Source organism: Micromonospora sp. C41, assembly GCF_018070485.1.
GTDB lineage: Bacteria > Actinomycetota > Actinomycetes > Mycobacteriales > Micromonosporaceae > Micromonospora > Micromonospora chalcea.
In genome coordinates this window covers 95,893-120,815 of record NZ_JAGPXP010000006.1, presented here as the reverse complement: position 1 = coordinate 120,815, position 24,923 = coordinate 95,893, and the positions used below count along the sequence as shown (strand labels likewise).

General features: G+C 70.4%; 30 protein-coding genes. 6 read left to right on the top strand and 24 right to left on the bottom strand.

The features are described from left to right. Positions 1-528: 528 nt before the first annotated feature. The gene (locus tag KBX43_RS09215) at positions 529-1,680 is read right to left on the bottom strand and encodes a hypothetical protein (RefSeq protein ID WP_210884087.1); all 1,152 of its coding nucleotides are present in this window, start codon (positions 1,678-1,680) and stop codon (positions 529-531) included. 6 nt (positions 1,681-1,686) lie between these two features. Continuing rightward, positions 1,687-1,998 carry a hypothetical protein gene (locus KBX43_RS09210; RefSeq protein WP_247677252.1) on the bottom strand — a complete coding sequence of 104 codons (312 nt, stop codon included), beginning with the start codon at positions 1,996-1,998 and terminating at the stop codon, positions 1,687-1,689. A gap of 61 nt (positions 1,999-2,059) precedes the next feature. Between KBX43_RS09210 and KBX43_RS09205 the strand changes: the two genes are divergently transcribed. From KBX43_RS09205 to KBX43_RS09195, 4 genes are all read left to right on the top strand, one after another. Then, positions 2,060-2,740, top strand: a complete 681-nt coding sequence (locus KBX43_RS09205; RefSeq protein WP_231915650.1) for a hypothetical protein — start codon at positions 2,060-2,062, stop codon at positions 2,738-2,740. Further along, positions 2,737-3,045, top strand: a complete 309-nt coding sequence (locus tag KBX43_RS31440) for a helicase (end) (protein ID WP_082931159.1) — start codon at positions 2,737-2,739, stop codon at positions 3,043-3,045. The genes KBX43_RS09205 and KBX43_RS31440 overlap by 4 nt, the downstream gene beginning before the upstream one ends. Positions 3,046-3,139: 94 nt before the next feature. Further along, positions 3,140-3,706 (top strand): hypothetical protein, encoded by a 567-nt coding sequence (locus tag KBX43_RS09200; protein ID WP_064448560.1) that lies wholly within the window; start codon positions 3,140-3,142, stop codon positions 3,704-3,706. Positions 3,707-3,708: 2 nt separating this feature from the next. Then, a complete protein-coding gene (locus KBX43_RS09195; RefSeq protein ID WP_210884082.1) occupies positions 3,709-4,356 on the top strand; it encodes a nucleotidyl transferase AbiEii/AbiGii toxin family protein in 648 nt (215 codons plus the stop codon). 826 nt (positions 4,357-5,182) lie between these two features. Here the strand turns inward: KBX43_RS09195 and KBX43_RS09190 are convergent. The 11 genes from KBX43_RS09190 to KBX43_RS09140 form a co-directional block, all read right to left on the bottom strand. After that, complete coding sequence (locus tag KBX43_RS09190; RefSeq protein WP_210884080.1) at positions 5,183-6,616, bottom strand: alpha/beta hydrolase; 1,434 nt, start codon at positions 6,614-6,616, stop codon at positions 5,183-5,185. A gap of 340 nt (positions 6,617-6,956) precedes the next feature. Beyond that, on the bottom strand, positions 6,957-8,189 hold the full coding sequence (locus KBX43_RS09185) for a hypothetical protein (protein WP_210884078.1): 1,233 nt from the start codon (positions 8,187-8,189) through the stop codon (positions 6,957-6,959). Beyond that, positions 8,176-8,709, bottom strand: a complete 534-nt coding sequence (locus tag KBX43_RS09180) for a SigE family RNA polymerase sigma factor (RefSeq protein ID WP_043330679.1) — start codon at positions 8,707-8,709, stop codon at positions 8,176-8,178. Before KBX43_RS09180 ends, KBX43_RS09185 begins: the two co-directional genes overlap by 14 nt. Before the next feature lie 237 nt (positions 8,710-8,946). Beyond that, a complete protein-coding gene (locus KBX43_RS09175; protein WP_210884076.1) occupies positions 8,947-10,434 on the bottom strand; it encodes a glycosylase in 1,488 nt (495 codons plus the stop codon). Further along, on the bottom strand, positions 10,431-11,456 hold the full coding sequence (locus KBX43_RS09170) for a hypothetical protein (RefSeq protein WP_043330681.1): 1,026 nt from the start codon (positions 11,454-11,456) through the stop codon (positions 10,431-10,433). Before KBX43_RS09170 ends, KBX43_RS09175 begins: the two co-directional genes overlap by 4 nt. A 23-nt stretch (positions 11,457-11,479) precedes the next feature. Beyond that, the gene (locus KBX43_RS09165) at positions 11,480-12,616 is read right to left on the bottom strand and encodes a glycosyltransferase (RefSeq protein WP_064448565.1); all 1,137 of its coding nucleotides are present in this window, start codon (positions 12,614-12,616) and stop codon (positions 11,480-11,482) included. 119 nt (positions 12,617-12,735) lie between these two features. Then, positions 12,736-13,749 (bottom strand): glycosyltransferase family 4 protein, encoded by a 1,014-nt coding sequence (locus KBX43_RS09160; protein WP_064448566.1) that lies wholly within the window; start codon positions 13,747-13,749, stop codon positions 12,736-12,738. Then, positions 13,746-13,919, bottom strand: a complete 174-nt coding sequence (locus KBX43_RS09155; protein ID WP_176722769.1) for a hypothetical protein — start codon at positions 13,917-13,919, stop codon at positions 13,746-13,748. The genes KBX43_RS09160 and KBX43_RS09155 overlap by 4 nt, the downstream gene beginning before the upstream one ends. 51 nt (positions 13,920-13,970) lie before the next feature. Beyond that, positions 13,971-14,771, bottom strand: a complete 801-nt coding sequence (locus KBX43_RS09150) for a SigB/SigF/SigG family RNA polymerase sigma factor (protein WP_082931161.1) — start codon at positions 14,769-14,771, stop codon at positions 13,971-13,973. A 128-nt stretch (positions 14,772-14,899) separates the two neighbouring features. After that, positions 14,900-15,631, bottom strand: a complete 732-nt coding sequence (locus tag KBX43_RS09145; RefSeq protein WP_043330684.1) for a GAF and ANTAR domain-containing protein — start codon at positions 15,629-15,631, stop codon at positions 14,900-14,902. Positions 15,632-15,728: 97 nt separating this feature from the next. Continuing rightward, a complete protein-coding gene (locus tag KBX43_RS09140) occupies positions 15,729-16,709 on the bottom strand; it encodes a GAF and ANTAR domain-containing protein (protein ID WP_158629851.1) in 981 nt (326 codons plus the stop codon). Positions 16,710-16,989: 280 nt separating this feature from the next. Here KBX43_RS09140 and KBX43_RS31850 point away from each other — a divergent pair, with 280 nt between their 5' ends. After that, complete coding sequence (locus KBX43_RS31850; RefSeq protein ID WP_197494980.1) at positions 16,990-17,292, top strand: lipopolysaccharide assembly protein LapA domain-containing protein; 303 nt, start codon at positions 16,990-16,992, stop codon at positions 17,290-17,292. Between the two features lie 80 nt (positions 17,293-17,372). Here the strand turns inward: KBX43_RS31850 and KBX43_RS09130 are convergent, their stop codons facing one another. The 9 genes from KBX43_RS09130 to KBX43_RS09095 all read right to left on the bottom strand — a co-directional run bounded on the left by KBX43_RS09130 (position 17,373) and on the right by KBX43_RS09095 (position 22,478). Beyond that, a complete protein-coding gene (locus KBX43_RS09130) occupies positions 17,373-17,801 on the bottom strand; it encodes an STAS domain-containing protein (protein ID WP_043326971.1) in 429 nt (142 codons plus the stop codon). A 135-nt stretch (positions 17,802-17,936) separates the two neighbouring features. Further along, positions 17,937-18,998 (bottom strand): acyl-CoA desaturase, encoded by a 1,062-nt coding sequence (locus KBX43_RS09125; RefSeq protein ID WP_043326973.1) that lies wholly within the window; start codon positions 18,996-18,998, stop codon positions 17,937-17,939. Positions 18,999-19,358: 360 nt separating this feature from the next. Continuing rightward, positions 19,359-19,916: a DUF5994 family protein gene (locus tag KBX43_RS09120; RefSeq protein ID WP_051611247.1), complete on the bottom strand. Its 558-nt coding sequence runs from the start codon at positions 19,914-19,916 to the stop codon at positions 19,359-19,361. A 281-nt stretch (positions 19,917-20,197) separates the two neighbouring features. Further along, positions 20,198-20,389, bottom strand: coding sequence for a hypothetical protein (locus tag KBX43_RS09115; protein WP_043326977.1), 192 nt, complete (start codon positions 20,387-20,389; stop codon positions 20,198-20,200). A 347-nt stretch (positions 20,390-20,736) separates the two neighbouring features. Continuing rightward, positions 20,737-20,874, bottom strand: a complete 138-nt coding sequence (locus tag KBX43_RS09110) for a hypothetical protein (RefSeq protein ID WP_197494984.1) — start codon at positions 20,872-20,874, stop codon at positions 20,737-20,739. Continuing rightward, on the bottom strand, positions 20,858-20,992 hold the full coding sequence (locus KBX43_RS31845; protein WP_255358612.1) for a hypothetical protein: 135 nt from the start codon (positions 20,990-20,992) through the stop codon (positions 20,858-20,860). The genes KBX43_RS09110 and KBX43_RS31845 overlap by 17 nt, the downstream gene beginning before the upstream one ends. A gap of 84 nt (positions 20,993-21,076) precedes the next feature. Continuing rightward, positions 21,077-21,358, bottom strand: a complete 282-nt coding sequence (locus KBX43_RS09105) for a hypothetical protein (RefSeq protein WP_043326979.1) — start codon at positions 21,356-21,358, stop codon at positions 21,077-21,079. Between the two features lie 226 nt (positions 21,359-21,584). After that, the gene (locus tag KBX43_RS09100) at positions 21,585-21,788 is read right to left on the bottom strand and encodes a cold-shock protein (RefSeq protein WP_043326981.1); all 204 of its coding nucleotides are present in this window, start codon (positions 21,786-21,788) and stop codon (positions 21,585-21,587) included. A 393-nt stretch (positions 21,789-22,181) separates the two neighbouring features. Continuing rightward, on the bottom strand, positions 22,182-22,478 hold the full coding sequence (locus KBX43_RS09095; protein ID WP_043326983.1) for a helix-turn-helix domain-containing protein: 297 nt from the start codon (positions 22,476-22,478) through the stop codon (positions 22,182-22,184). Positions 22,479-23,177: 699 nt separating this feature from the next. Between KBX43_RS09095 and KBX43_RS09090 the strand changes: the two genes are divergently transcribed. Continuing rightward, positions 23,178-23,669 (top strand): DinB family protein, encoded by a 492-nt coding sequence (locus KBX43_RS09090; protein WP_210884074.1) that lies wholly within the window; start codon positions 23,178-23,180, stop codon positions 23,667-23,669. 17 nt (positions 23,670-23,686) lie between these two features. On the opposite strand, the gene KBX43_RS09085 is transcribed toward KBX43_RS09090, so the two are convergent. Both KBX43_RS09085 and KBX43_RS09080 read right to left on the bottom strand, forming a co-directional pair. After that, the gene (locus KBX43_RS09085; RefSeq protein WP_210884072.1) at positions 23,687-24,256 is read right to left on the bottom strand and encodes a nucleotidyltransferase family protein; all 570 of its coding nucleotides are present in this window, start codon (positions 24,254-24,256) and stop codon (positions 23,687-23,689) included. Positions 24,257-24,270: 14 nt separating this feature from the next. Next, positions 24,271-24,891, bottom strand: coding sequence for a TetR/AcrR family transcriptional regulator (locus KBX43_RS09080; RefSeq protein WP_104115840.1), 621 nt, complete (start codon positions 24,889-24,891; stop codon positions 24,271-24,273). Between the last annotated feature and the right edge of the window lie 32 nt (positions 24,892-24,923).

Sequence of the window (24,923 nt, the reverse complement as noted above, 5' to 3'; positions counted from 1 at the left end):
CGAGAAAGTTGACACAAAAAGCAACAGAGGCGGCCGGTTTGCTACTGTAACCGCCAGCAACGGAGCGCAGCAGCTATCCAATGCGACCAACAAACAGAGGTAATGAACGGCTGAATCGCAGGCAGTCGGCCTACCGACATGCATAGATGACGGTCTTAGGAAACCGATGCTCTATCCCCTGAGCTACGAGGGCGCGAGGGCACAGTCTAGCGACCTGGGGTTCACCTGGGGTGGCAGGGAGTGGCCCCCGTTCACCCACGCTCCCCGGACCGCCGTTCTCGCAGCCCAGGAGCACACCTGGAGCACACAAACCCCGGTTTGCGACCGGCGGTCGGCCATGGTGACCCACGTTGGCGCCGGTTCACCCCGGTCGGCATCCGCTGGAGGAGTCTCCAGGTGACTCTGGTTGATCTTGGCGGGCAGGATGAAGTGGCCGGCGTCGACTGTCTGGGGTGTCACGCTGGCACGCCGCACCGGCCCTCCACGATCCTCGTCGCACCTTGGCGACGGTCAGCGGGGAACCATGCGTCAGGTGTCGAGGCCTGCGAGGTTGAGGCGTTCGAGCAAACTGGGCTTGCGGGCATGCGCCGCCCGGAGCTCGGCCAGCCGGCGCTGGAACGACGAACTGTCCCCGTCGCGTTCGCCGAGTTCGCGCAGGTCGATGAGGAGTTGCACGGCGGTGTCGTACTCGCGGGGTTTCTTCGTGGCGATGAGCTCGTCGACTCGCTGCCAGGCGGCAGGTTGGTCGACTGCGAGGGTGTCGAGGTGCCGTTGCCGGGCTGCTGCGGCGGACCGTTCGCGGCGGATCCGGTCGCGTTCGCGTTGCTCAGCGTCCCGTCGTTCCCGTTCGGCGCGCAACCCCGCGGCGGTGGAGAGCAGTTCCCCGGCGGTACGGGCGGCTGCCGGGGTGGGCGTATCAGTGCAGTGTGCGTCGCGGTAGCGGCGCAGCAGTCGGTTGCGCGGGTGGCTGTCGCCGCCGGTGATCAGGTCGGTCAGGATGGCGTCCTTGTCCCGAGCGGGCAGCCCGACGACCCAGGTGCGTAGTTGCGCAGCGGTCGGTTCGCCGGAGGTGGCCGGCGCCGGTCCGGCCGCCGCGGCCGCGATCAGGTCGGGGTCGATGCGTAGGAACTCGGCGACGGCGGTGAGGGACGCGTCGAGGGTCCCCAGCCGGGCGGGGACGGGCGGTTCAGGCTCGTCGTCGGCGATCTCGGCGGACTGTACGCAGCGCAGCCAGGCCAGGTAGAGCAGGCGCAGGTCGCCGGCGGCGAGGCGGGCCCGGACCGGGATGACGGAGGCGAGGAGGCCGTGGCCGTCGAGGTCCCACTCGTCGGTGCCGTCCTCGTCCTCGTCGTGCAGGTCGATGATGACGTGCTTGCCGGTGGTCCACGCGGATGCGCTGTCCCCTTGGCAGTACTGGGAGACGGTGGCGGGGTCGAGCACGTGTTTCGGTAGCCGCAGCATGAGCTGGCGGGTGCCCCAGTTCGTCAGGTACAGGTGCGCGTCGAAGTACCGCTCCATCAGCGTGCGCGGGTCGCCCTTGAAGTCGCCCCACTCGTAGGTGTTGACGAAGCTGGTGGCGGTGATGTCGGCCCGGGTCGACAGCGACCGAAGCTCGGCCCGCTCCCGGCCGGTGAGGGGCCGGTCGACGGCGGTGAACTCGTAGTACTGGTACTCGCTCACCGTGGCCTACCGTCCGGCCCAGTGCCGGTAGGCGTCGATCCACGCGGCGCCGTCCGGCGCGGGGGTGGGCAACGGCAGGTCGAGGAGATCGATCCTCTGCCGGTGGCGACCTCGGGCGCAGACCGCGACGATGTTGTCCGCCGCCAGCTCGACCTTCCGTACGGTGGCCTCGACGCCGAGGACGGTGGTGGTGAACGGCACCGCCAGATGCTCCTCGATCATGGCGAACAGGCCGGCGCGCTCGTCCTCATGACCGTCCGTGTCGGCGGTGGCTTCCTCGATCATCGCCTCCAGCGCGGCGTTGTCCTTCGATGCCATCGGCGGAGGATAGCGGACCGGTGCCGGGATGTTCGACGCCCGATGCGCGAGGATGGTCGGCATGGGTTCGGTGGCCGAGTTCGTCGATCTTCGGCGGGAGGTGGAGCGGTTACGGGCAGAGAACGCCCGACTGGGACGTCTGCTGGAGCTGCGCGGCCAGGACACGACTGCGGCGCCGGAGCAGTTGTCCGCGCCGGTTGAGCCGCCAGGGCTGGTCACCATGGCTTCGCCGACCCGGGACAAGCTGGCGTTGTTCGCCGACCGGTTCCGGGCCCGGGCCGACGTGTACGCCGTGCGGTGGGACAACGCCCGTACCGGCGCTGCCGGGTGGATGCCCGCAGTCGCCGGTGGCTGGCGTAAGGGTATGGACCGGCGCGGTGCCACCTACCTGCCCCGCACGACGGAGGTCGTCGCGGCGCATCTGGTCGGCGACGTGTTCATGGGCCTATACCCGCTGATGCCCGGCAACACCTGCCACTTCGTCGTGGCCGACTTCGACGGGCCGACGGCGATGCTCGACGCCCTCGCGTACGTGAAGGCGGCGCGAGCCAGCGCGGTGCCGGCCGCGTTGGAGGTCTCCCAGTCAGGCCGTGGTGCCCACGTGTGGGTCTTCTTCACCGGTGCTGTTGCCGCGGCCACCGCGCGGGCCGTCGGCACGGTCCTGCTGCGGGAGGCGATGGTGCTGCGCGGGTCGATGGACCTCCGCTCGTACGACCGGCGCTTGTGCTCCAAGGCGCGATGAGCACCCGCGAACGGCGGACAGTCGTTGACCGGCTCGACGGCGCCAAGGCCGGCCTGCTCGTCATCGGCACCACGCCGTTCATCGGTGAGGGCTTCGACGCCCCCGCCCTCGACACCCTCTTCCTCGCCGGCCCGATCTCCTACGACGGCCTACTCGTCCAATGCGCCGGCCGCGTCATCCGCGCCGCGCCCGGCAAGGACCTCGCCGAGGTCCACGACTACCACGACCCGGCCACTCCCATCCTCGCCGCCTCACTCCCACGCCGCATGCCCGGATACCGGGCCCTCGGCTTCACCAGAACATGAGTACATCCCCTCGCGATCATCATGACTGGTCCGCCGGCTTCCGAAGAATGACGTACGCCAAGCGTGCTGGGCCTAGCCTGGTAGGCTAAAGGCCATGGGCCGGTTCTCCGAGGATGAGCTGCAGGCGGTTGTCTCCCGGTATGAGGCGACGCGGGCCGCCGCGCTGACCGAGCGGGACGAGCAGCTGCGGGCGTTTCACGCGGCCGGATGGCGGCCGGTGGATCTGCAGCGCGTCACCGGGTACAGCCGGGAGACGATCCGTCAGGCGCTACGACCGGAAGTCCGGCGGGCGACGAACCTCAGCCGGCGCAGGATGTCACCCCAGCCGCCAGCGGACTACCAGCCCTACGGCGACCGGAAGCCCTACGTGGTGGCCGAAACCCTCGCCGATCTGCACGGCCCGACCGACGGCTCCGTGACGCTTCCGCGTCACCTCGACTGGTCCGGGCATGCCGAGTACGACCTGAACCGGCCCGCACGCCTGGCCAGCATGTACAAGGTGGTGCTCACCGAAGCCAGCACCGTCGAGGACCTGCACACCTGGCTCGATGCCGACCTCCTCCGGCGACTCTGGCCCACTCTCTGGCTGCCATCCCAGCTCCGCCAACGCTGGGAGGACGCCTTCCCCGAACTCGCCGCCACACGCAGCAACGCGGCATAGCGGTGGACCCCTTCCACGAACGCCTCGCCCGTACCGGGCTCGCGGCGGCCGACCGATACGGCTTCGCGCTGGCCGGCGGTTACGCGGTCCAGGCCGCTGGGCTCCTGGAGCGGCCCAGCGAGGACGTCGACCTGTTCACCGCCTGGGACCGCCGCGACGAATTCACCGCCGCAGTCGCCGCCGTCGTACACGCCTACCGAGACGACGGCCTCACCGTCGAGACCGAGCGGCAGTACGACACCTTCGCCCGGCTCACAGTCACCGATGGCGCGCGGGTTTCCAAGGTCGAACTCGGCGTGGACTGGCGCGCCAACGAACCGATCCTCATGGCGATCGGACCCGTCCTCCACCCCGACGACGCGGTCGCGAACAAGATGAGCGCCCTCTACGGACGAGCGTTCGCCCGCGACTTCATCGACATCGACGCCACGCTCCGATCCGGCCGCTACACCCGCGACGCCCTCCTCGCCCTCGCGCAGCGCGCCGACCGTGGGTTCGACCCGCGCATCTTCGCCGACGCCCTCGGACAAGCCACCCAACTCGATCCCGACGACTTCACCCAGTACGGCGTCACCGGCCCAGTGCTGGACGATCTCTTAAGCCGATTCGCCGAGTGGCGCCGCGAACTGCTCGACTACGAGGAAGGGTGACTCGGCTTCCGACTCACGGCAACGTTGAGCCTGCACCCGCAGTACCCACCACCTACGTTCCTCGGACCGTCGTTCGCCCAGCCCAGGACCACCCGCGGAGCACACGAACCCCGGGTTGCGACCGGCGGTCGGTCGCGGTGACCCGCGTCGGCACCGGTTGACCCGGGTTGGCATCCGCTTGAGAAGTCTCCATGTGACTTCAATTGATCTCGGCGGGCAGGGTGGGCCGGCTGGCGCGGGTGGGGTTGCGTCGGCGGCGAGCAGCCTGGTTCAGGCTGCGGCGCGGATCACCGTGCCGGTCGAGTGAATTCTTGGGGTCGCGGATGAGTGCCCGGACAACGTCAACGCGCGTCGCCGGGCGAGAGCGAGGATGGCTTGCCGATGGTTTCTTTCCTTGCTCGCGCGGTCCGCCCATCAACACCGAGAGATCGGAGTGTGTAATCGCCGAAATGCCCGGCCCGTTGGGTTGTCCCGCGACCGGCCGGGCTGGCTGCGCGACCGGCAGCCTGGCCGATGGCGGTTACCGCATCGGACTCGAGGCCCGGGACACCGTCACCGGCCAGATCCTCGGCCGGGCCGACGTTACGCACGGGCGGGAACAGCGGGCCCCCACCACCTCAAGGTGATCAACCAGCGCGCGTACTCCGGCGGTATCCACCGTGGCGCGGGCGCAAAGTGCGCTGCGGGCACGGCGACCTCCAGGTCGCCGTGCCCGCGGGTCTGCGCGCCGTGGAACAGATCCACCACCTGGCCAGCCGTGACGTACCAAGGAACTGCGGAGGCGTCGGCCAAAACAGCGCGGATGTCAAGCCCTCACGCGTCGACATCAGGAGGGCGCACGACCACCAGCCTGAAGCGGACGAGGGCCGGACAAGAGAGTCGTCTGCTCGTCGAGGGACGGGCGGTCGCCCTCACCCACCCGCGCCGAACCATCCGTCGGAACCTCGGGGACCGGCGTTCCCTCGCACTCCGCTCCCCGTTTCGGCAGCTTTCCGTTCAGCAGGTAGTCGTCGATGGCGGCGTCGACGCAGGCGTTGGTGCCGTGGACGACGTGGTAGCCATCGCGGGGAACGCTGAGGAGCCGGTGCCCGAGCAGGTCCGCCATCGCCCGACCGCCCTCGTACGGCGTCTGCGGGTCGAACTCCTCCTGCACGACCAGCCCTGTCGGGTAGCCGCTGCGGCGCAGCTTCACCAGCGGCTCGACCCGCTCCACCGAGCCGAAGGTGCACTCACGCGGAGAAACCGCCGAAGCACCCCAGCCGTAGGGGAAGTGCTCGGAGAAGTAGCGCATGTCCGCGTAGTACACCTTGAGGTCGGCGGGCCATTCGGCCTCGCAGTTGACTGCCTCCCAGACGCCATTGCTGGTCGGCAGCGGGTCGGCCTGGATCTCTTGCTGAAGAGCCAACGCCCGGCCCAGGTCACCCGGCACGTCCGAGGGTGTCTCGACCTGCTGACGCAGCCGGCTCGCCGTCGCTGCGAAGAAGTCCCAGTACGCCACCTCGTTGGTGGCCCCGATGAGGCCGTCGAACTCGGTGCCGTCGTACACGAAATCACCCTGGTCGATCGGGCGTTGCTCCAGCTTCGCCCGGGTCCGTTCGATCGTGGCGCGCACCTGCGACCGGGTGGTTCCCAGCCCGTAGATTCCGTTGCGCTCGGCCACCCACGTCATCCAGGCGTCGGCGGTCCTACGTTGGGCGATTGCCTGTTGCTTCCACGCCTCCCGCCATATCCATTGCGGGTGGATCGCGGAGTCCAGGACGTTGCGGTTCAGTCGCTTCGGAAAAAGCGTGCCGTAGACGGCCGTCACGTACGTGCCGTAGGACTTCCCCATCAGGTTCAGCTGACGCTCACCCAGGACCGCGCGGACGATGTCGAGATCTCTGGCGTTGTTGGCGGTGGTGAAGTAGGGACGCCGGGCACCGTCCGCGCGTTCACATTGCTGATCACGCCTGCGGAACTCCTCGGTGTACGCCCGCATCTGCGCGTCGGTGAAGCGTGTCCTGCCGGACAACTGCACGCTCGTGCCCTCGCACAGCAGAGGCTGTGACTGCCCGACACCGCGCGGGTTGTACCCGATGATGTCGTACCGCGTTGACAGCGCCTCGTACGCCGGGTCCTCCGGCGCGTAGATTCCCTGCCCGCCCGGCCCACCGGGGACCTCGACCAGTACGCCGAGCCGGTTCGGCTGATCGCTCGCCAGACGCCGGGAGAGCTCGACGGTCTCCCGGGGGCCGTCCGGCCGCCGGTAGTCCAACGGCACCCGCACAGTCGTGCATTCCACCGCCGGGGACGCGCTCCCGGCACGGGGAAGCGCGGACGCCGAAGGATCCGGTGACCGCCTCGGTGGCACCGGCGGGCGGGGGCAGGGTCCCCACGCAGGACGCTGCGCGTAGAACTCCGCCAGTCCGACCGGCACCGCGTCGGACTTCGGCGCGGTGTTCGCCTCGGCGACAGGCACCACCTGTACGCACAGAGCCGCTGTTGCCGTGGCAATCAGACCGGCCTTTGCTCTGCGTCTCATCCCAAGCCTTCATTCTTCGCGACAGGAGCCGCTGAAACGGCCCTGCGGAACAGCACCGTCGTGGTGCCGGCGCTGGCCGTCATGGCCGCAGGGCGGTCGCGGCCGGAGTCCAGGTCGACTCGTCCTCGACGTCGGCGACCGTGATCCCCTTGGCGATCTTCTCCAGCTCGACCCGCGGCAGCGTGTTACCGGCACTATCGGGGCTGACCTCGACTACGACTGCGCCGTCGGCGCTCCGGAACTGGCACCAGATGTCGACCTGCGGGCCGTCCCACCCGGGCCGGTCGGGTACGTCGTAGCACTTCGTCACACCGGGCTCCGGCGTCTGGTTCGCGCTGCTGCTCGGGATGACCGAGATGTGGAACCCGTCTTTGATGCCACCCTCGCTCGCCTCGTACGGTGCGGTCAGCCCAGTGGTGGGCGCGGCGGACCTGGTGTACGTCGCGCCGCCGTAGTCGCCGCCGCGGGCCGCGGCGATGCCGCCGAGGCCCGCCGTGGCGTGGGTGCCGATCTGCAACGGCACGTAACCGTCCGGCAGGTAGCCCACCGTGAAGGGCACCAGGGCCGGCGTCGGCCTGCTGGGCTTCAGGCCTTCGACCAGGCCGCCCAGCTCCTCGAAGCTCGGCGTGGCCTTGTCGCCGGAGTACGACGTGACAGCCGCCCAGGCGTTGTCGGCGTACTCCCAGGCGAAGAGCTTGTTGCCGCCATCCACCGGGCGTTGCGGGTCAAGGCCGACCGGCAGCGTCGCCTGCACGGCCCTGCGCCCGGCCACGGTGACGTTCGCGCCGTCCTTGATCCCGGCCGGGTCGAAGGCACCGGGCCGGTAGACGGTCAGGTACGCCAAGAGGGCCGGCTTCCCGTTTTCCTTGTTCCGCAAGAACGCGTCGCCCTGCTCCTCCACCTCCTGGCGGGTCATGGGCTTGTCGTTCGAGGTGTGACCGTCGGAGTAGACGGGAGCGATCTGGTACGCGGTGGACGCGACGATCGGGTCCTGCACATGCAGCGTGCCGGCGTCGTACCCGGTGAAGGTGAAGGTGAACGACGCGGCGTCGGGCCACTCGGCCCCGGCCGGCTCGGACGCCGCCGCACGGGCAACGAACGGCGCGGCCGGGGGGCTCTGCTGCGCACCCAGAGCCGGTACCACGAACGCACCGGCGACCACGGCCACGACGAGGCCCGCCGCGCCGGCTGACGCGAATCCGGCCCGACGGCGGCGCTGCGCCCGCCGCCCTGCCGTGATGATGTCGTCGACGGTGCGGGACATCGGCGGCTCATCGCCCGTTACCGCGTCCACGAGATCATGCAACCGCATGGGTCCACTCCTTTATCGATGGTCCGTTGAGATCGGTACGGTCGCCGCCGAGTGACTCGCGCAGCTTCGCCAGGCCACGGGACACCTGACTCTTGGCCGTGCCCACCGTGCAGTTCAGGACGCTGGCGGTGTCCTCCAGGCTCAGATCCAGGTAGTGCCGGAGCACGACCGCGGCTCGCTGCCGGGGTGGCACCGAGTCGAGCGCCGCCCGCAGGCGCATCCGCTCGTCGCTCGCACCGGCGGGGTCGCGCAGCGCGATGTCCGGCATGGCGTCACCGGCCGACCGCTCGCGCCGCCACGGCCGACGGGTCTCGTCGACCGCGGCCCGGTAGACCATGGTCTTGACGTAGAGATCGGGCCGGTCCAGCTTCCGCCAGCGGGGATAGAGTTTGACCAGAGCATTGGCCACGGCGTCCTCCGCCGCGTGCCAGTCGCCGCAGGTCACGTACGCCAGCTTGCGCAGTGACGCCATTTCTGACGTCACGAACTCGCGGAATGCTTGCTCGTCTTCGGCTATCAAGTGCGCTGCCTCCTCGTGACGGAGGTAGAACGGAACCGCCCACCCGGAAAGTTGCACCGCTCGAAGAAGTTGGCGGATCAACAGGATGATCGAGCGGGTTCTACGGTCGCGCCGACGCGCTCTGAAGAGATCATCGTCGCGGTCGAGCAGGTAGTGGTCGCCCGCCGGTCCAGGCCGTCCACACCCGAGCAGGATTCGGCCGACACCGACCGTCCGGATCGTCGTACCGGCGGCCGCTCATCCGTCCCGGCCGCCCGGAGCGGATTCCACCATCGCGGCGAGGAGCGTGGCCACCGGCACGGTGGCGAACCCGACCCGGTTGTCGCCGGCCCCGTACGGCAGCCACAGCTCGCCGTCGTGCACGAGCGCGCCGCAGGAGTAGACGACGTTGGGGACGTAACCGTCCTGCTCGGCCTCGTCGGGTGACAGGAGCGCGCCGGGCAGCCGCGCGATCACCCGTTCCGGCCGGCGCAGGTCGAGCAGGAGCGCGCCGATGGCGTACCGGCGCATCGGGCCGACGCCGTGGGTGAGCACGAGCCAGCCGGCGTCGGTCTCGATGGGCGATCCGCAGTTGCCGACCTGGATCAGTTCCCAGCTGTCCCGGGGGGCGTGCAGCGGCACCGGCCTCCGCCACCGGTTCTCACCGTCCAGGCTGGTCAGGCCGATGGTCTCGCCGTCCGCGCGGCACAGGGCGAGGTGCCGTCCGGCCACGGTACGGGGGAACAGCGCGACGCCCTTGTTGCGGACGCCCGGCCCGCGCATCGGGGTGCTGTCGAATCGGCGCAGGTCCACGCTGGCAAGCGTGCGGGTGGCGATGCGCCGTCCGTCGTAGGCGGTGTAGGTCGCCCGGTACAAGGGTCCGGACTCGCCGGTGAACCTGACGAACCGGGCGTCCTCCATGCCGTTGCCCTCCGCCGGAACGGCCGGCCAGAGGACTCGTTGATGCAGGGCGGTGTCGGCGGGGAAGATCGTGGCGTAACTGGCGGCGTTGGTGCGGCGTACCTGTTCGAGGGTGTCCGGTCCGGTGCTGCGGGAGAGCAGGTCCGGTGGCAGATCGCCGATCACCCGGTCGAAGGTCGCCTCGTCGTAGCGTTCGGGCAGGGCGTGCAGCACGGTGGCGGTGATTTCGTTGTCGCAGTCCACCTCGGTCAGGCCGGCGGCGAGGAGGTCCCGGCGGTGTCGTACGGCCGTCCGCTGTCCGACGACCGGCGGCCCGGACCGGTCGGCGACGGTGAGCCGGAGTCCGGGTCCGAGGACCGCGGTGGCGAACCCGATGGACGACAGGTGCCCCTCGCCGATCTGGCGCAGGCTGATCGCGACGCGCAGTTGCCCGGCGATCAGGCCGGTCTGGTCCGGATGGGCAACCATCGACGGGTTGCACAGGGCCGCCGCCTCGACCGCGTACTCGTGGCTGAAGTAGGCGCCGATCAGGAGCCGGGTGGTGGGGGAAAGGTCCCGGCCCCGGGCGATGCGGTGCCGGACGAGGTCGTAGTGGTGGTGGAACGTGGCGTCCAGATCGCGGTGCCGGGTGCCGAACCGGTCGAAGGTCTCCCTCAGCAGCCGGCCGGTCTCCTCGTCGTCGAGGTGCGCGACGCGGTCGATGAGCGCCCGCGCTCGGCTGCGTACCAGGGCGGCGTCCTCACCCGGGACGAAGAGCTTGACGACGACCCGGCGTGGATCCGGGGCCAGGATGGCGCCGTGCCGGACGGCCAGGGTGTCGGTCACGACCACCGCCGGGCGTGCTGCACGGTGGAGATCAGCGCGAGGGTCGATTCGGCGCCCTGGTTGAGGTTGGGTCCGTGCGGGGTCAGCCCGTCGTAGCCGCCGCCGGTCGCCGGATCCCACATCCGCGTACCGACGTCGTTGTCGCCGAGGAACCACCCCACCGCCTGCCGGACGCCGGTCTCCCAGCCGGGGTCGCCGGTGACGGCGGCGGCGGTGGCGCAGGCGTCGGCGAACGCGGCTACCTCGATCGCCTGCTGGTCGTGGCGCAGCCGCGCCGCGCCGCGCTGCCACCCGCCGGCGGGTACGACCGACAGGTGTCCATCACGGAGCTGGACGTCGCGCAGCCAGGTCAGCATCCGCAGGCCGTCGTCGAGGGGCGGGCCGTCGTGGCGTAGCTGACTGGCCGCGATGACGACCTCCGCGAGGGCCGCGTTGGCATAGGTCAGGCACGGCTGCGGCCAGGGCCAGAGCGGGTCGGGGCCGGGGGCGCCGATCGTGGCGGCCGCGTCCATGAGCAGTGTGGCCGCATCGGCGTGGCCCGGGTGGCGGCGCAGCACCTCGATGGCACCGAGCCCGGCGAAGGCCATCGCGTGCGGGGCCGGGGAGCGCCGTCTGGCGCCCCGGCCGAAGGCGACGAGTGCCTCCTCCCGGATCCAGGGCGCGGGGCTGCGGGCGGCGGCGGTGCCGAGCCCCCACAGCGCCCGCCCCCACCAGTCGCCGAGCCCGGGGGCGTCGGTCCACCGCCGGTCGTGGCCGAGCCGATTGCGGAAGGCGCCCCGGGTGTCCTGCGCGTGGGTGAGGAACGCGAGGTAGCGCTCCGCCAGCCCGAGCACCTCCGGGGTCGGCTCCGGCTCCCGGCTGGTGACGACCAGCCCGCGCGCGGCGTCATCGGTGCAGTAGCCGTGTTCGCGGCGGACGATGGCGTGTCGGGCGTGCTCGAACAGGCCGGTGTCGTCACTCAAACGGCTCAGGTGCGCGAAGCTCGGCCGGGGCGTCGGATGCCGGCCACCGCTGCCTGACATGTTGGACAGATCGGTGGTCGCGGTCACGCCGACGCCGCGCTGACCGCGGAGAGGCGGGCGGCGACGAGCCGCTCGGCGAGCGTGCCGTAGCTGGCCGCCACCGCCGGCCAGCGCAGGTCCGCGGCCGGCGGCCGGACGCGGCCCGCCAGCCGGGCGGCCAGGCCGGGCTCGGTCAGGATCCGCCGGATCGCGGCGGCCAGCGCCGCCGAATCCTGGTGGGGTACGACCAGACCGGGCCCGCCGTTGAGCAGCTCGACGGCATGCGGGAAGGCCGTGGCCACGACGGGCACCCCGGCGGCCACCGCCTCGATGAGCACGCCGGAGGTGACCTGTTCGCGGGAGTCGTAGGGCAGCACGACCACGTCGGCGGAGCGGATCAACCGGGCGAGCGCGGGTTGGTCGTGGTAGACGTTCTGGTAGTCCACGGCGTGGGCGATGCCCAGCTGGGCGCCGAGCTGGTGCAGTCCCGCCCGGTACGCCTCCCCCTGGTGCTCGACCACCTTCGGATGGGTCCGGCCGGCAATCGTGTAGGTGGGGGTCGGTTCGAGGTCCTGCAACCGCGCGAGGGCCCGCAACGACCACTCGACGCCCTTGCCCGGGCCGAGCAGTCCCCAGGTCAGCAGGTGCGGGCGGGTACGGCGGTCGGCGGGCACGTGGACGTGTTCGGCGGCGCCGTGCGGGATGACCGTGACCTTGTCCGGACGTACGGCGTAGCCGACGAGCAGCCGGTCGTGAGCCGTGCGGGTCATGGTGACGACCGCTCCCGCGGCGGTGACGATCTGCTCCAGCAGGGACTTCTGCCTGGGCGAGGGCCGGCGGAGCACGGTGTGCAGGACCACGATGCTCGGCACGGTGAGCCGGCGCAGCAGCGGCAGGACGTCCTCGCCGTCGGCGCCGGGGTAGATGCCGTACTCGTGCTGCACGACGGCCACGTCGAAGGTGTTGAGGACGGCCGCGGCGTCCCGCCAGCCGGTCTGCGTACGGGCCGACCAGGTGTGCACGACCCCGGGTCCGGCCCGCAGGTCGTCGCCGTGGTCGGTGACCCGGACGATGCCGCCGCGCGTGCCGTCGGCGGTCAGGTGGGTGGCGAGGGCGGAGTTGAAGGTGGCCAGTCCGCATCGGGTCGGTGGGTGCGTGCTGAGGAAGCCGTAGCTGGGCATGGGTGTCGGGCCTTCCGGTTGTCGGCCGCCTCGGAGTGGGGGCGGCCTCACGCGGTGTCGGCGCACGCCGGCCAGCGTGTGTGGCCGGCGGAACGGATCGGGCGGTGGTGGCCGGGGGTTCAGCGGTGCGACCGACGGGTGAGGCGGTCGTAGACGGTCAGGTAGTCGGTCACCATGCGGTCCGCGCCGAAGCGTTGCCCGGCCCGGGTCCGACAGGTGGCCCGGTCCAGCGCGGCAGCCCGGCCGACGGCGTCGACGGCCTGCTCGGCGGTCCGCACGAGGAACCCCGTCACCCCTTCGTCGACGACCTCCGGCATCGACCCGCGCGCGTACGCGACGACCGGCGTGCCGCAGGCCATCGACTCCACCACCGAGAGCCCGAACGGCTCGTCGAAGGCGATCGGGTGCAGCAGCGCGGCGCTCGCGCCCAGCACCTCCGCACGCCGCCGAGGGCCGACCGAGCCGAGGAAGACGACCCGGTCGCCGTCGATGTGGGGGGCCACCTGCTCGGCGAAGTACCGCTCGTCCTGAACGATGCCGCAGATGGTCAGCGGCCGTCCGGCGCGGCGGGCGATCTCGATGGCGGTGTGGGTGCCCTTGTCGGGGTGGATCCGGCCGAAGGCGGCCAGTCCCGGGCCGGCGTCGCGGGTGAACGGCAGCCCGGTCAGGTCGACACCGTGGTGCACCGTGGCGACGTAGTCGAGGTCCGCGTTCCGGTCGGCGTCGGAGATCGAGACGTAGGACGAGCGGGCCCGGGCGTACGCGGGGAGGATGCCCGCACCGGAGAAACCGTGCACGGTGGTGAGCAGCGGCGCGCGGCAGTGTTCGGCGAAGGCGAGCGGCAGCCAGTCGAGGTGGCTGTGCACCAGGTCGAACTCCGACGAACGGGCCATCGCGTGGGAGACGTGCATCGCCTCCCACACCCGGCCGTCCATGGCCGGGTCGTCGGCGTACCCGCGGGGGCACACACCGTCGAGGGCGGCGGAGGTGACGGAGTCCAGCGTCGCGAACAGGGTCACCTCCACGCCACGGGTGACCAACCCCTCCGCGAGCAGCCCGGTCACCTGCTCCCAGGGGCCGTAGTGGTGCGGGGGTGTCCGCCAGGCGACCGGCCCGAGCAGGGCGACCCTCACGGGGACGGCGAGTCGGCGAGGTCGGCCGGATCGAGACGCAGGGTCGCGAGCAGCCCCACGTGCTTAGCGGGGTCCACCCGCTCCGGTAGGTCGCGCTCGACCCAGTCGGCCCTGGCGTGCTGACCGCGCTCGCGCAGCGCCGCGACGATCCGGTTTCTGGCGATCCCCATCATCTGCCTCTCGAGAAGCTGTTCGGAGTGGTTCCGCGTGCCGGCGCCGGGTCAGCGGAGGAGCCCTGTTCTCAGTTGAGCCAGCGAGCGCTTCAGCAGCCGGGAGACGTGCATCTGGGACAGCCCGACCCGGGCGGCGATCTGCGCCTGGGTCAGGTCACCGGTGAACCTCATGGTCAGGATCCGGAGTTCGCGTGGGGGAAGCGCCGCGAGGAGCGGCCCGAGGGTGAGGTGGTCGTCGACGGCCGCGTAGCCCGCATCGACGGTGCCGCTGCGCGCGTGGCGTTCGATGCGGTCGGCCGCGAGTCGTGGCTCGTTCAGCGATGCCAGGCGATAGACACCGAGGGCGACGACGGCGGCCAGGACCTGGGCGACGGTCACCTCCAGGTCGTCGGCGAGCTCTCGATCGGTCGGCTGGCGGCCGTGTTGCTGCGCCAGCCTGCCCCGGGCCTCGGGCACCCGTGCACCCAGTTCCTGGGTCGGACGCGGAACCCGGATCGCCCAGGCCGAGTCGCGGAAGTGCTTCCGGATGCCGCCGAGGATGGTCGGGACGGCGTAGGCGGCGAACGGCACGCCACGACCGCCGTCGTATCCGTCGACGGCCTTGATCAGGCCGAGCGCGCCGATCTGCGCCAGATCGTCGTAGGACTCCCCGCGACCGGTGTACCGGCGGGCCAACCGACACGCCATCGGCAGATTCGCCTCGATGACCCGATTTCGTAGCCGTACGCGCTCGGGATCGTCGACGGTCAGGGCGGCGCGTCGACGCAACATGTCTTCATTGATCCCCGAGGCCGGGTTCGGCGTCGGAGGGGAGAAGGTGGCTGTGGGTGTCACGGCGGAGGTGACCATTGTTCCAACGCCCCTAACGGGCTGGTGGCGGCAAGACTGGCGCCACCGGGGACCCGGGCGACACCGTCACCGTACGCCTTCATCTCCAGGACCGACACCCGAACGGGTTCCGGGTGCCGAACCGGTCGTCAGGCGGACCCGTGGTCGACCGGGCCCAGCGTGATCTGCTCGGAGCCGTCGACGATCGCCTGGGACAGGTCGGACAGCCGCCGGTTGCGGCTGCGGGCGCCGTCGCGCAGCAACGCGAAGGCCTGACCCACGTCCACCTGGAGGCGTTCGGCGAGGACTCCCTTGGCCTGTTCGATCAGAACGCGGCTGTTCAGGGCGGTCTGCAGCTGCTCGGCGAGCATGTCGCGCCGGTGGATGGCGCGCTGTTGCAGCAGCCCGATGGTGGCCACGTCGGCGAGCGCCTGACCGATGCGGAGCTTGTCCTCGTCGACAGCTCCCGGCCGGACATCGAAGAGGTTAAGCGCGCCGATGACCTCGGAGCGCAGGCGCATGGGCAGGGCGTGCACCGCGGCGAAGCCGACCTCGGCCGCCGCGGCGGCGAACCTCGGCCACTGTGCGGTGGTCAGTCCCAGGTCGGCGACCGACACCGGTCGGCCCGTACGGAAGCAGTCGAGGCAGGGCCCCTGGTCGGTCTGAAGCTGGAACAGCTCCAGCAGCCGGGTGCGTTCGGAGGAGGCGGCGACCACCTGCAGCCTGTCCCGCTGGTCGGTCAGGAGCAGCCCGGCCGCCGACACACCCAGCAGATCAACGCACCTCTCGGTCAGCACGTGCAGGAACTCGATCACGTCGAAGTCGTCGACGAGAGTGTCGGCCATCTCCACGAAAACGTCGGCCAGCTGGGTTTCGGCCATGTCGGTCACCTCGCCAATCAATGGTTCCACCGGTCACCCGACGGGACGGTCCGTGCGGCGCCCGTCCTGGCGCCGATCCCCCGTTCACCCCTTCCGGTCACCGTGTCCGGTCCGGGCCGAGACGCAGGCGCCGGGCGACGATGTCGGTCGCCACGTCCCGCAACCGCCGGTCCCGGGAGTACGCGTGGGCCAGCATCCGGGCGAGTGCCACCGCCGCGGGCACCTCCAGCTGGGCCATGATCATTCCGGTAGCCTGGTGCACCTCGGGGTGGTGCAGGCCGGTCCCCTCGGGCCACCGATCGTTCCGGTCCGCGCCGTGGCTCGTCGCGCCGTCCAGCAGCACCGCGCATGCCGTGTCCGCCAGGATCAGCACGTCGGCCAGCTCCTCCGCCGCGAGGTCCTCGGCGCGGGCCCGGTAAAGGTCCAGGACACCGAGGTTGATCCCGCCCACCCGTAGTGGCAACGCGAACACCGCACAGGCCCCGACGCGCACCGCGGCCGGCGCGAACGCCGGCCAGCGCTTCCGGCATTCCGGCAGGGTCAGATCGGCGGCAAGGACAGGCCCGTGTGTGGTCGCGTCCACGCACGGCCCCTCGCCGAGGGTGAGGCTTAGGTCTTCCAGATCCGCAGCGCTTCGATCCGTCGCGTGCACCAGTTCGCGCGGCGTGGCATCGAGGACGACGGCGACGGCCGCGGAGTCGACGTCGGCGGCCGAGACCGCAGCCGCGCAGACATGACCGACCGTGACCGCGCCACCTCGGGCGGCAGCGCCGAGAGCGGCCCACAGCCGCAGCCGGCGATCGGAGGTCGTCGGATCGCCGTGCCCGGGGTTGTCCGTGTCCACCACTGACTCCGACCCGGATCGCTCGAAGCGGACGTTACGGACAGCGCCAGGGACCCGGGCGAAGGGCAAACGGTACTCCGCATGACGCCGCCGCGCTACCGGCGGCAACGGACGCGACGACGCCGAGCCGATCGAGGCAAGGGAGCGTACGCTGGCAGTGTCGCTCGGGACCCCGGTGGCTGACAGCCCGCCGCCGACGGACGCCCCGTTCGCGACGCCATCCCGACCGGTCAAGTCGCGGGGCCTACCCTCGCTCCCGGCAGGGCACCGTCCACCGCACGTCGGACCGCGACGGTCTGTCACAGGCCCGCAATCAACCAGACGCGCCGGCGCACCACCGCGCTCAGGCCGGCCGGATACTCCTCGGAAGGCGGCGGTTCTCATGACCGCACCCCGGAACAGTCATGTTCGATTCTTCCCGCGCGACGGTCACCGCGGCACCGATGCCTCTCGCCCGATTCCCCCGCGACCGGCGGTGAAGCGCTCGCGGGTCGGGGGTCTGTGGGTCGCTGCCGTGGTGTTCGCGGTCGTACTCCTGCTGCTGCTCGTCTTCGTGCTGCAGAACGGGCAACCCGCCGAGGTGTCGTTCCTCGGCGCGCACGGCACGCTGCCGATGGGGGTGGCCCTGCTGCTGGCCGCGGTCTCCGGGGTCCTGCTCGTCGCACTCCCCGGCACCGCCCGGATCGTGCAACTCAGATTGCTGGGTCGCCGTCGCATGCGGGAAGCCGGCGCGCCCGAGCATCGTCCGACTCCCCCGCCGGTGAACGGCATCACGGTAGTCCCGCTGCCGCCCCGCGCAGCGGATCAGGACGACTGAGCCGTGTCCGCGGGATCAGGCGTGGGGAGCGGAGCGGCTGCCGGCCTTGGCCAGGCCGCGGCTGACCAGGTAGCCGATGGTCAGCATGGTGACGTAGAGCCGGGCGCGGTCGGCGCGGAAGAAGGGGCGATCAGCGACGCGGCGCTGCTCGGCGTCCAGTCTTCGGCCACCGGCAGGTCAGGACGCAGCGTCACCAGCTCTTCCATGTTCGTGATCCGCAGCAACCGCAGGATGCTGCCCCCGGGCCGGCAGACGACGAGGGCGGAATCAGCCGCGAGCGCGATATGCGCCCGGGCGAGGAAACTGGGCAGCGCGGAGGAGGCGAAGGTGACATCGGCCAGATCCACGACGACCTCGGTCGGCGCGATGATCGACAGGCGCTCCACCACGCCCGACAGTGCCGGGTCGGCCTCCATGTCGATCTCACCCGCCAGGCGGATCAGGGCGCTGGGACGTCGAGGCGAGATCAGTAGGGTGATGACGAAATGCGCGCCGGACACCTGGGCCATAGCCTCACCTCGGCATGAACGACCTGATGCCGAGGGCTGGGGCAACGACCTGAACAGGCCGTGTCCTGATGCTACCGCCCGGCGACCCGATGCCGACAGCCGATGTGACCGGGCGGGACGCGGCGGTCCTCCGCCTCACCGGTTGTCGCGCAGCGGCGCACCGACCTCGTGCAGGTGCCGCAACGCCTGCCGGTACGACTGGACCAGGCTGGCCTGCTCGTAGGCGACTCCGATCTCCCTGCAGTAGGCCTCGACCATCGGTTGCGCCCGGCGAAGGTTCGGTGTCGGCATCGCCGGGAACAGGTGATGCTCGATCTGATAGTTCAGACCGCCCAGCGCGGCGTCGGTCAGCCGGCCACCGGTCACGTTTCGTGAGGTCAGCACCTGCTTGCGCAGGTAGTCCTCGGTGCCCTCCGGATGCGGCATGCCCTTGTGGTTCGGCGCGAACGTCATCCCCAGGTAGACACCGAACACCGCGTGGTGAACGGCGAAGAACGCCAGTGCCTGCCAAGGGGTGAGCACCAACAGCAGGGCGGCGACGTAGGCAGCGAGGTGAAGGCCCATCAAGCCGGCCTCCAGACCGCGGCGCTTCATCCCGGGGGCCAGCAACGCCCTGACGCTGGACACCCGCAGGCCGATGCTCAGCAGCGTCAGCAGCGGGAAGAACAGACCGGCCTGGTGACGGGTGACGTATCCCTTCAGCCCGCGTCGCCCCCGGGCCGACCCGCTGGCCCAGATCAGCACCTCCGACGCCACATCCGGGTCGAGATCGTCATGGTTGGGGTTGTTGTGGTGGCGGGTGTGCTTCTCCATCCACCAGCCGTAGCTCATCCCGACCGCGATGTTGGCCGCGATCCGGCCCGCCCGCTCGCTGAGCTTCCCGGTGCGGAACACCTGCCGGTGCGCCAGATCGTGGGCCACCAGAGCCGCATGCGAGAACGCGACACCCAGGAAGGCGGCGACGGCGAGGGTCCACCAGGACGCTCCGACCAACCACAACGCTGTCCATCCGGCCACCAGCATCGATGCCACCGTGACCATCCGTACGGCGTAGTAAGTGGGACGCCGTTCGAGCAGACCGGCCCGGACGACCCGTCGGTTGAGCACGGCGAAGTCACTGCCGCCCGCGGGCTTCCGGTGCGGAGGTGAAGTGTCGGCGAATTCGGTGACGGGAGGACAGGCAGTCGAGCTCGACATGGGACTCCTCGGATCTCCCACCGCACAGGAAGGTTCACGTCTCCGAGTGCGGCAAGCGTGTGCGGGAGGTGCGGACGACAGGCCGCGGGAGTCCGGGCGACCGCCGCGATCCGGCTAGGACGTCGGATGCAGCCTGAGGTCAGTACCCTCGTCGGCGACGTAGGAAACGGATCGTCTCACCCAGCAGGGTTACCACGTCGACTCCCGGCGTGTACCGGATCGGTGCCGCGCGCCGGCCGGACCGGCGCCGTCACAGTGGGCACGAACACCATCGACGCCCCCGTCTGCCTGCATCTGATGGTCACCTGCAAGGGCCCGGGCGGGATTCGGTCAGTGGTGGCTTCGGCAGAGTCGGAGCGTTCAGGTCCGGGCCGGCGCGGTGGGTGGGCGATCGCGCTGAACGTGGCCGCCTTCGGTCTCCCAGCCGGCGACGTCGTCGTCGGCTCGCGCCGACCGTCCCTGGCGGGGGTGGGACGGTATGGACGTCTCACCAGTGGCGCGCGTGCTGTCGGCGGGACGCGAAGCCGCGAGCATGGTCGCCGTCGCCACGGCATGGGTGGCCCCAGGTGCGACCACGGCCAGGTCGACTCGCAGATCCCGTGGGCCTGTAAGAATCACCAGCTCGGCCGCGAGACTGGTGAACCAACCCACCCTCACCACGGCACCACCGACGCCGATCCGGCCGGGGTGCCGGTCCCAGGCATCGGGCTGAAGCATGATCCGTTCGATCACGCCGCCACGCCGGGCGGTGAGCGCTGTGACGAGGCTGCACAACTCGACAACCGGTTCTCGTGACGTCGGCCACCAGCCGCCGTCGAGCATCGACCGGCTGGACGGCGAGTCGGCCAGCCGCAGGCGTGCCACCGGCGGCTCACCGGTGCAGACCCACGTCATGCGGTCCTTGGCAGAGCGGACCATCAGATCCGCCTCTCCGGTACGCCGGCGTCCGGGCGGGCGCCGGGAAGGTCCGAACGGGTGGTGGTGCAGGGGGTGACGCGGTGCACGAGGGTCACCGGGCTCCCGGCACGGCCGTCCGGCGTAGGCCGTGGCCGATCGTTGATCTCGGGGCCGGACTGCACACCGGTGGGGACGGGACCGAACCTGACCATGCGCGGACCTCTTTCGATGGTGGTGGGCTCCTGGGGAAGGGAGCAGGGGGCGTCGACGGGCCGGCCGGTTGGTCAGATCGCTCTCGGCGGTCAGGCGGACGGTCCGAGCGGAGTACGAGGCGGGTCGACGAGATCGGCCGGGTCGAGGCGCAGGATGGCGAGCAGCCCGGCGTGCTTCTCCGGGTCTATCTGCTCCGGCAGTTCCCGCTCGACCCAGTCGGCCCTGATCCGCTGGCCGCGTCGGCGGAGAAGACTGACGATCCGCTGTCTGGCGATGGTCATAGGACGCTCTCCCCTGCGGAGCCGTCCGAGAGGATCGCACTCACGGGCGGCCGTGCGAAAGCACTGTCTGGATCGCACCACAGGCTTGCCACGATGAGAGTGACGGTCGGGACCGACCGGGCAGAGTGGTGGCGACGGCTTGGCGGCCACCGGGGACTCGGGTGACATCTTCACCGTACGCCTCGCGGCGTGCTTCCACACCCCCGGTCACCGGGTGCGGCACCCGGGGTGCCGGCCTGGGCGCGGACGAGCCCGGGGGCGCGGGTCGGCGAGCAGGTTGAGCTCTCGTCAGGACAGCCCTGGCCGGTGGGACGGTCGAGGCCAGCACGGCTGCGGGACATCGCGACTCACGATCGCCAGCCGGGTCGGGTCCGCCCCGCGTGCTTGTCGTAGCCGACGTGGTCGGTGATCTCGCCGCCCAGTGCCGATTCGAGGACCCGCTTCGTCATCTGCTGCAGCAGTCCACCCTCATCGGTCAGCTTCAAATCCGTCACCGCGAGCCCGATCGGCCAGCATCGCGATCAACTGCTCGTCCGTGACCGCATCCGCCGGCCTGGCGGCCGGCTCCTGCCCCGAGGTGATCTCGGCCGTCATCTGGCGCACGGGGGTCATTTTGAGGCGGAGCCGACAGAGCCAGGTGCGCGCACGCGTCGAGCCGCGATGTAGCGGCGGCCGTACGGCGTACCATCAGAATGGTGCGGGTCCGCGGCCTGCCAGCGACATCAATACCTGCGTGGCGAGTAGCTTGCGTATGCGGGTGACGGCGACTGTCCCTACCCGATCATAGGGCAGCTCCAATTGCAGCCCCTGGTCTGCGTTGCGAAGGTCTGTCGTGATCTCGTCCGGACGGAACGTGCCGCCCCAGCCGTTGAGTCCTCCGCGCTGGTTGGTACTGAGGGAAGCCATGCCGGAGATGCAGGCGCCGTCGACCAGGATCAGCCTCGCAGGGCCGGAGTAGGTCGTCGTCATTGTCATCAACCCTTCAGAATGTAGCGCCGTGCACAGAGGAAGGCGTCGAGTCCGACCATGGCGTGCTCCAACTGGACCGCGACCGTACGTGCCTCGACCGTCAGGGCGGCGGCAGTGCGGTATCCGGCTCGTGAGGGACAAGGGTCGATGCTTGGCCGTGGTGAGCGCATGAGACGCCGAACGGCGGCCCGCTGAATCAGTCGGGCCGCCGTTCGGCGGGTGTGGATCAGAGCGGGCGGATGTTCTCCGCCTGCGGGCCCTTCTGGCCCTGGGTGACGTCGAACTCCACCTTCTGGTTCTCGTCGAGGCTGCGGAAGCCGCTCGCCGAGATCGCGGAGAAGTGGGCGAAGACGTCGGCGCCGCCGTCGTCCGGGCTGATGAAGCCGAAGCCCTTGTCGGCGTTAAACCACTTCACGGTGCCTGTAGTCATGTCTGCTCCTTCGCAGGCTGTTAGAGACCGCACGGTGCGGACCCTTACGCCGCCGCGTTGATCACCCGCGTCGAAACGACACGAAAAACGAAAAGCGCCTGGATGGGTTTCAGATGCCCCATCAGGCGCCGGAAAACGTCTACGGAAATCAAAACTGCAACCCGGCCACCGTAGCACATGATCCGTCGTGGAGCCGATGGCGGTGAGTGGGTCTGGCACACGCCGATCCGCCGCGCGCGGGCACCGGCGGCCTACGGCCCGCCTCGGGCCGTAGGTCACGAACAGCAACATCCCGGCCGATCGCCGGGATGCGAAGAGGCGCGACAAGCAGGAGTACGGGCTACCAGGACCGAGCCGGGAGCGGGCCGGCCAGTCTGCCGCCGTGGCCCCACGCTACTGCTTCTCGTTCTGCCGCAGGGCTTCCTCGAGCTGGTCTTCCAGGATGATGATCCGACAGGCGGCTTCCAGCGCCGTGCCCTGATCCACCATCTCGCGGGCCCGGGCGGCCAGGCGCAACTGGTAGCGGGAGTAGCGGCGGTGCCCGCCGGCAGAGCGGTGCGGGTTGATCAGTTTCGCCTCGTCCAGGCGGCGCAGGAAGTCCTGCGTGGTGCCGAGCATCTCTGCGGCCTGACCGATGGTGTAGGCCGGAGTGTTCTCGTCGCCGAACATGTCATCGGGGTTTCGCCCCATGTCACCTCCACATCGAGGGCCCCGGCGCATAAGCGCCGGGGCCCAGGGTTAACGGGTCAGAACACCATCTACCGACAGGAAAGTCGGCTTGTCGTATCCGCACCAGCCATCGAAGGCTTCGGGTGCGAGGATCGCATATGCGTGACCGGAGACCACCTCTCGTTCGATGGAAACTGCGGTGTCCGCCGAGCCTGGAATGACAGCTGCTGGCGGGCGATCCAACGGTGTACGGCCCTCCCTTTCCTCTGCTACTTCTCACCCTTGCGGTCGTACGGTCCGCCGGCGCCGGAACCCACGCGACTTCATGGCCCCGACACGTGCGGCGAACATCAGCTGGAGCCCTGAGCAAGCCTTGGCCCCACCTGCGTGCCCCATCGTGCGTCACACGTTGGGGCTGACGTGCTCCTACTGCCGTTCCAGGCGGAACGAATTCCGCTTCTCACCGTCCGTCGTGACCTCACGGCCGGGCGGCCCCGTCTGCGTCTTGACGGATCTTCTCTCTCGACTCGAAGAAGATTATTCCACGCTGCAGAGGATGTCTAGTCGTTCCGACCCAGATTTTCTGGTCGACCGCCGTCAGGGTCAGCGGTGTGTCCCAGCAGGCACGTGCGGGCCGCGCCGGCGGCTGAGCCCACCGCGCACCTCATCGAAGACCACAACGGTCCCGGAAGTGTCGGCGTCGGCCGCTAGCCTGCCGGCGTGACGAAGATCGATACAGAGAAGGCCACGCTGTGCGAGTTCCTCGGATATCAGCGAGCCAGCGTCCGAGCCATCCTGGCTGATCTGGACCCGACCGCGCTGCGGACGTCCGTCCTGCCCTCCGGCTGGTCGCCGCTCGGCCTGGTGGAGCACCTCGGTCACGCGGAGCGCCACTGGTTCCAGGAGGTCTTTCGCGGTTCGGTGGAGCCACTGCCCTGGCCGGACGAGAACACACCGCTGCGCACGTCTCGATCGCCGGACCAGGTCTTCGACTTCTATCGCGACCAGTGCCGGATCTCCGACGCGATCATCGCCGCGGCGCCGTTGACGGCGGAACCAGTCGGCCGGCACCCGGAGGAGCCGCTGGCGTCGCAGACCACTGACCTGCGTCGGATTGTTCTGCACGTCATCGAGGAGACCGCCCGACATGCCGGCCACCTGGATGTCGTGCGCGAACTCGTCGACGGGCGAACCGGGCTGGGCCCGCGCTGAGCCGGGCGAGCACCGGCTCAGGTCACGACGCGGACGCCGGGCCAGCGTTCGGCGGGGCGGTGACGGGCCAGTCGCTGCCGGGAGACCTCCGGGCTGACCCGGGCCCGGTTGCGTCGCCACACGCCGTCGAGCAGGTCGTCGAGGCCGTGCGGCGCACACACCGCGATCTCGTCGTACGTGTCGAGGCGTACGGCCACGGCGGTGGCGTACTCGGGCCAGGTGGCGACCGCGTCGGCGATGGTGCGCAGCGGTGTCACCGGGCCACCGCCGAACTTGGCGGGATACCAGGTGTGCACGGCGGCCTGGTTCTTCGCCTCCCACGGCGGATCCGACCATCCCGCCACCAGTCGCCGGGTGGCCCGGTCGTCGTTGTCACGACTCAGGTCCGCCGGGTCGAGGAAGACCACGTCGACGTCGCGCACCGACGAGGGGTCGAACCCGTGGCCGTACCGCTCGCCCCAGACGAGGTCGCGGATGACGCCCGCGCCGATCCAGGCGTCCGGGAGGCCGCAGTCCCGAACGACGCCCAGCGCCCGGATCAGCCAGGGGCTGCGCCGCACCAGGTCCCGCAGTTCGTCCTCCCGCATCGGTTCTCCTGAGATCAGGTGGGGGTCGCCGGGCCGGGTACGAGGTTGAGCACCCGCATCGCGACGTCGACCGAGGCCTGGAGGTCTTCGCGGCTCGCGCCGGCTGCGGCGTGCACGGCGTGGCCCTCGCTGAGCGCCATCACGAACCGGGCGAGTGCCCGGCTGTCGACGCCTTCCGGGAGGTCGCCTTCCTTCGCCGCGCGGGAGAGCCGTTCCTCCAGGGCGGTCTCGGTGGCGGCCCGGCCGGCGGCCAGCATCTCGGAGATGCGGGTGTTCTCCGGGGAACAGGAGAGCCCTCCTTGGATGGAGAGGCAGCCGGCGGGGTGGTCGTCGGCGGTGAGCGCGTCGGCGCTGGCGCGCAGGAAGCTCTCCACGGCGGCGTACGCGGTGGGTTGTTCTAGTGCGGCGCGGGCGTTGGCCAGGTTGGTCTCGTGGTAGCGGGCGAAGGCACGCCGGAACAGCTCCTCCTTGCTGCCGAAGGTGGCGTACAGGCTCGGCCGGTTGATGCCCATGGCGCTGGTGAGGGAGCTGAGCGACGCGCCTTCGTAACCGTGCCGCCAGAAGACCTCGGCGGCCCGGTCGAGGACCGTCTGCTCGTCGAAGGCTCGCGGCCGTCCCGGTGTCGAAGTGCCCATGCACCCACTCTACCGCTCGGTACAGAAGTGAC

Bases quoted from the DNA above. Each gene is read 5' to 3' on its own strand.
- KBX43_RS09210 (WP_247677252.1), bottom strand. From the start codon at position 1,998: ATGGCATCGAAGGACAACGCCGCGCTGGAGGCGATGATCGAGGAAGCC.
- KBX43_RS09205 (WP_231915650.1), top strand. From the start codon at position 2,060: ATGGGTTCGGTGGCCGAGTTCGTCGATCTTCGGCGGGAGGTGGAGCGG.
- KBX43_RS31440 (WP_082931159.1), top strand. From the start codon at position 2,737: ATGAGCACCCGCGAACGGCGGACAGTCGTTGACCGGCTCGACGGCGCC.
- KBX43_RS09200 (WP_064448560.1), top strand. From the start codon at position 3,140: ATGGGCCGGTTCTCCGAGGATGAGCTGCAGGCGGTTGTCTCCCGGTAT.
- KBX43_RS09185 (WP_210884078.1), bottom strand. From the start codon at position 8,189: ATGCGGTTGCATGATCTCGTGGACGCGGTAACGGGCGATGAGCCGCCG.
- KBX43_RS09170 (WP_043330681.1), bottom strand. From the start codon at position 11,456: ATGTCAGGCAGCGGTGGCCGGCATCCGACGCCCCGGCCGAGCTTCGCG.
- KBX43_RS09165 (WP_064448565.1), bottom strand. From the start codon at position 12,616: ATGCCCAGCTACGGCTTCCTCAGCACGCACCCACCGACCCGATGCGGA.
- KBX43_RS09155 (WP_176722769.1), bottom strand. From the start codon at position 13,919: ATGGGGATCGCCAGAAACCGGATCGTCGCGGCGCTGCGCGAGCGCGGT.
- KBX43_RS09150 (WP_082931161.1), bottom strand. From the start codon at position 14,771: ATGGTCACCTCCGCCGTGACACCCACAGCCACCTTCTCCCCTCCGACG.
- KBX43_RS09145 (WP_043330684.1), bottom strand. From the start codon at position 15,631: ATGGCCGAAACCCAGCTGGCCGACGTTTTCGTGGAGATGGCCGACACT.
- KBX43_RS09130 (WP_043326971.1), bottom strand. From the start codon at position 17,801: ATGGCCCAGGTGTCCGGCGCGCATTTCGTCATCACCCTACTGATCTCG.
- KBX43_RS09125 (WP_043326973.1), bottom strand. From the start codon at position 18,998: ATGTCGAGCTCGACTGCCTGTCCTCCCGTCACCGAATTCGCCGACACT.
- KBX43_RS09120 (WP_051611247.1), bottom strand. From the start codon at position 19,916: ATGGTCCGCTCTGCCAAGGACCGCATGACGTGGGTCTGCACCGGTGAG.
- KBX43_RS09115 (WP_043326977.1), bottom strand. From the start codon at position 20,389: ATGACCATCGCCAGACAGCGGATCGTCAGTCTTCTCCGCCGACGCGGC.
- KBX43_RS09105 (WP_043326979.1), bottom strand. From the start codon at position 21,358: ATGACGACGACCTACTCCGGCCCTGCGAGGCTGATCCTGGTCGACGGC.
- KBX43_RS09100 (WP_043326981.1), bottom strand. From the start codon at position 21,788: ATGACTACAGGCACCGTGAAGTGGTTTAACGCCGACAAGGGCTTCGGC.
- KBX43_RS09095 (WP_043326983.1), bottom strand. From the start codon at position 22,478: ATGGGGCGAAACCCCGATGACATGTTCGGCGACGAGAACACTCCGGCC.
- KBX43_RS09085 (WP_210884072.1), bottom strand. From the start codon at position 24,256: ATGCGGGAGGACGAACTGCGGGACCTGGTGCGGCGCAGCCCCTGGCTG.
- KBX43_RS09080 (WP_104115840.1), bottom strand. From the start codon at position 24,891: ATGGGCACTTCGACACCGGGACGGCCGCGAGCCTTCGACGAGCAGACG.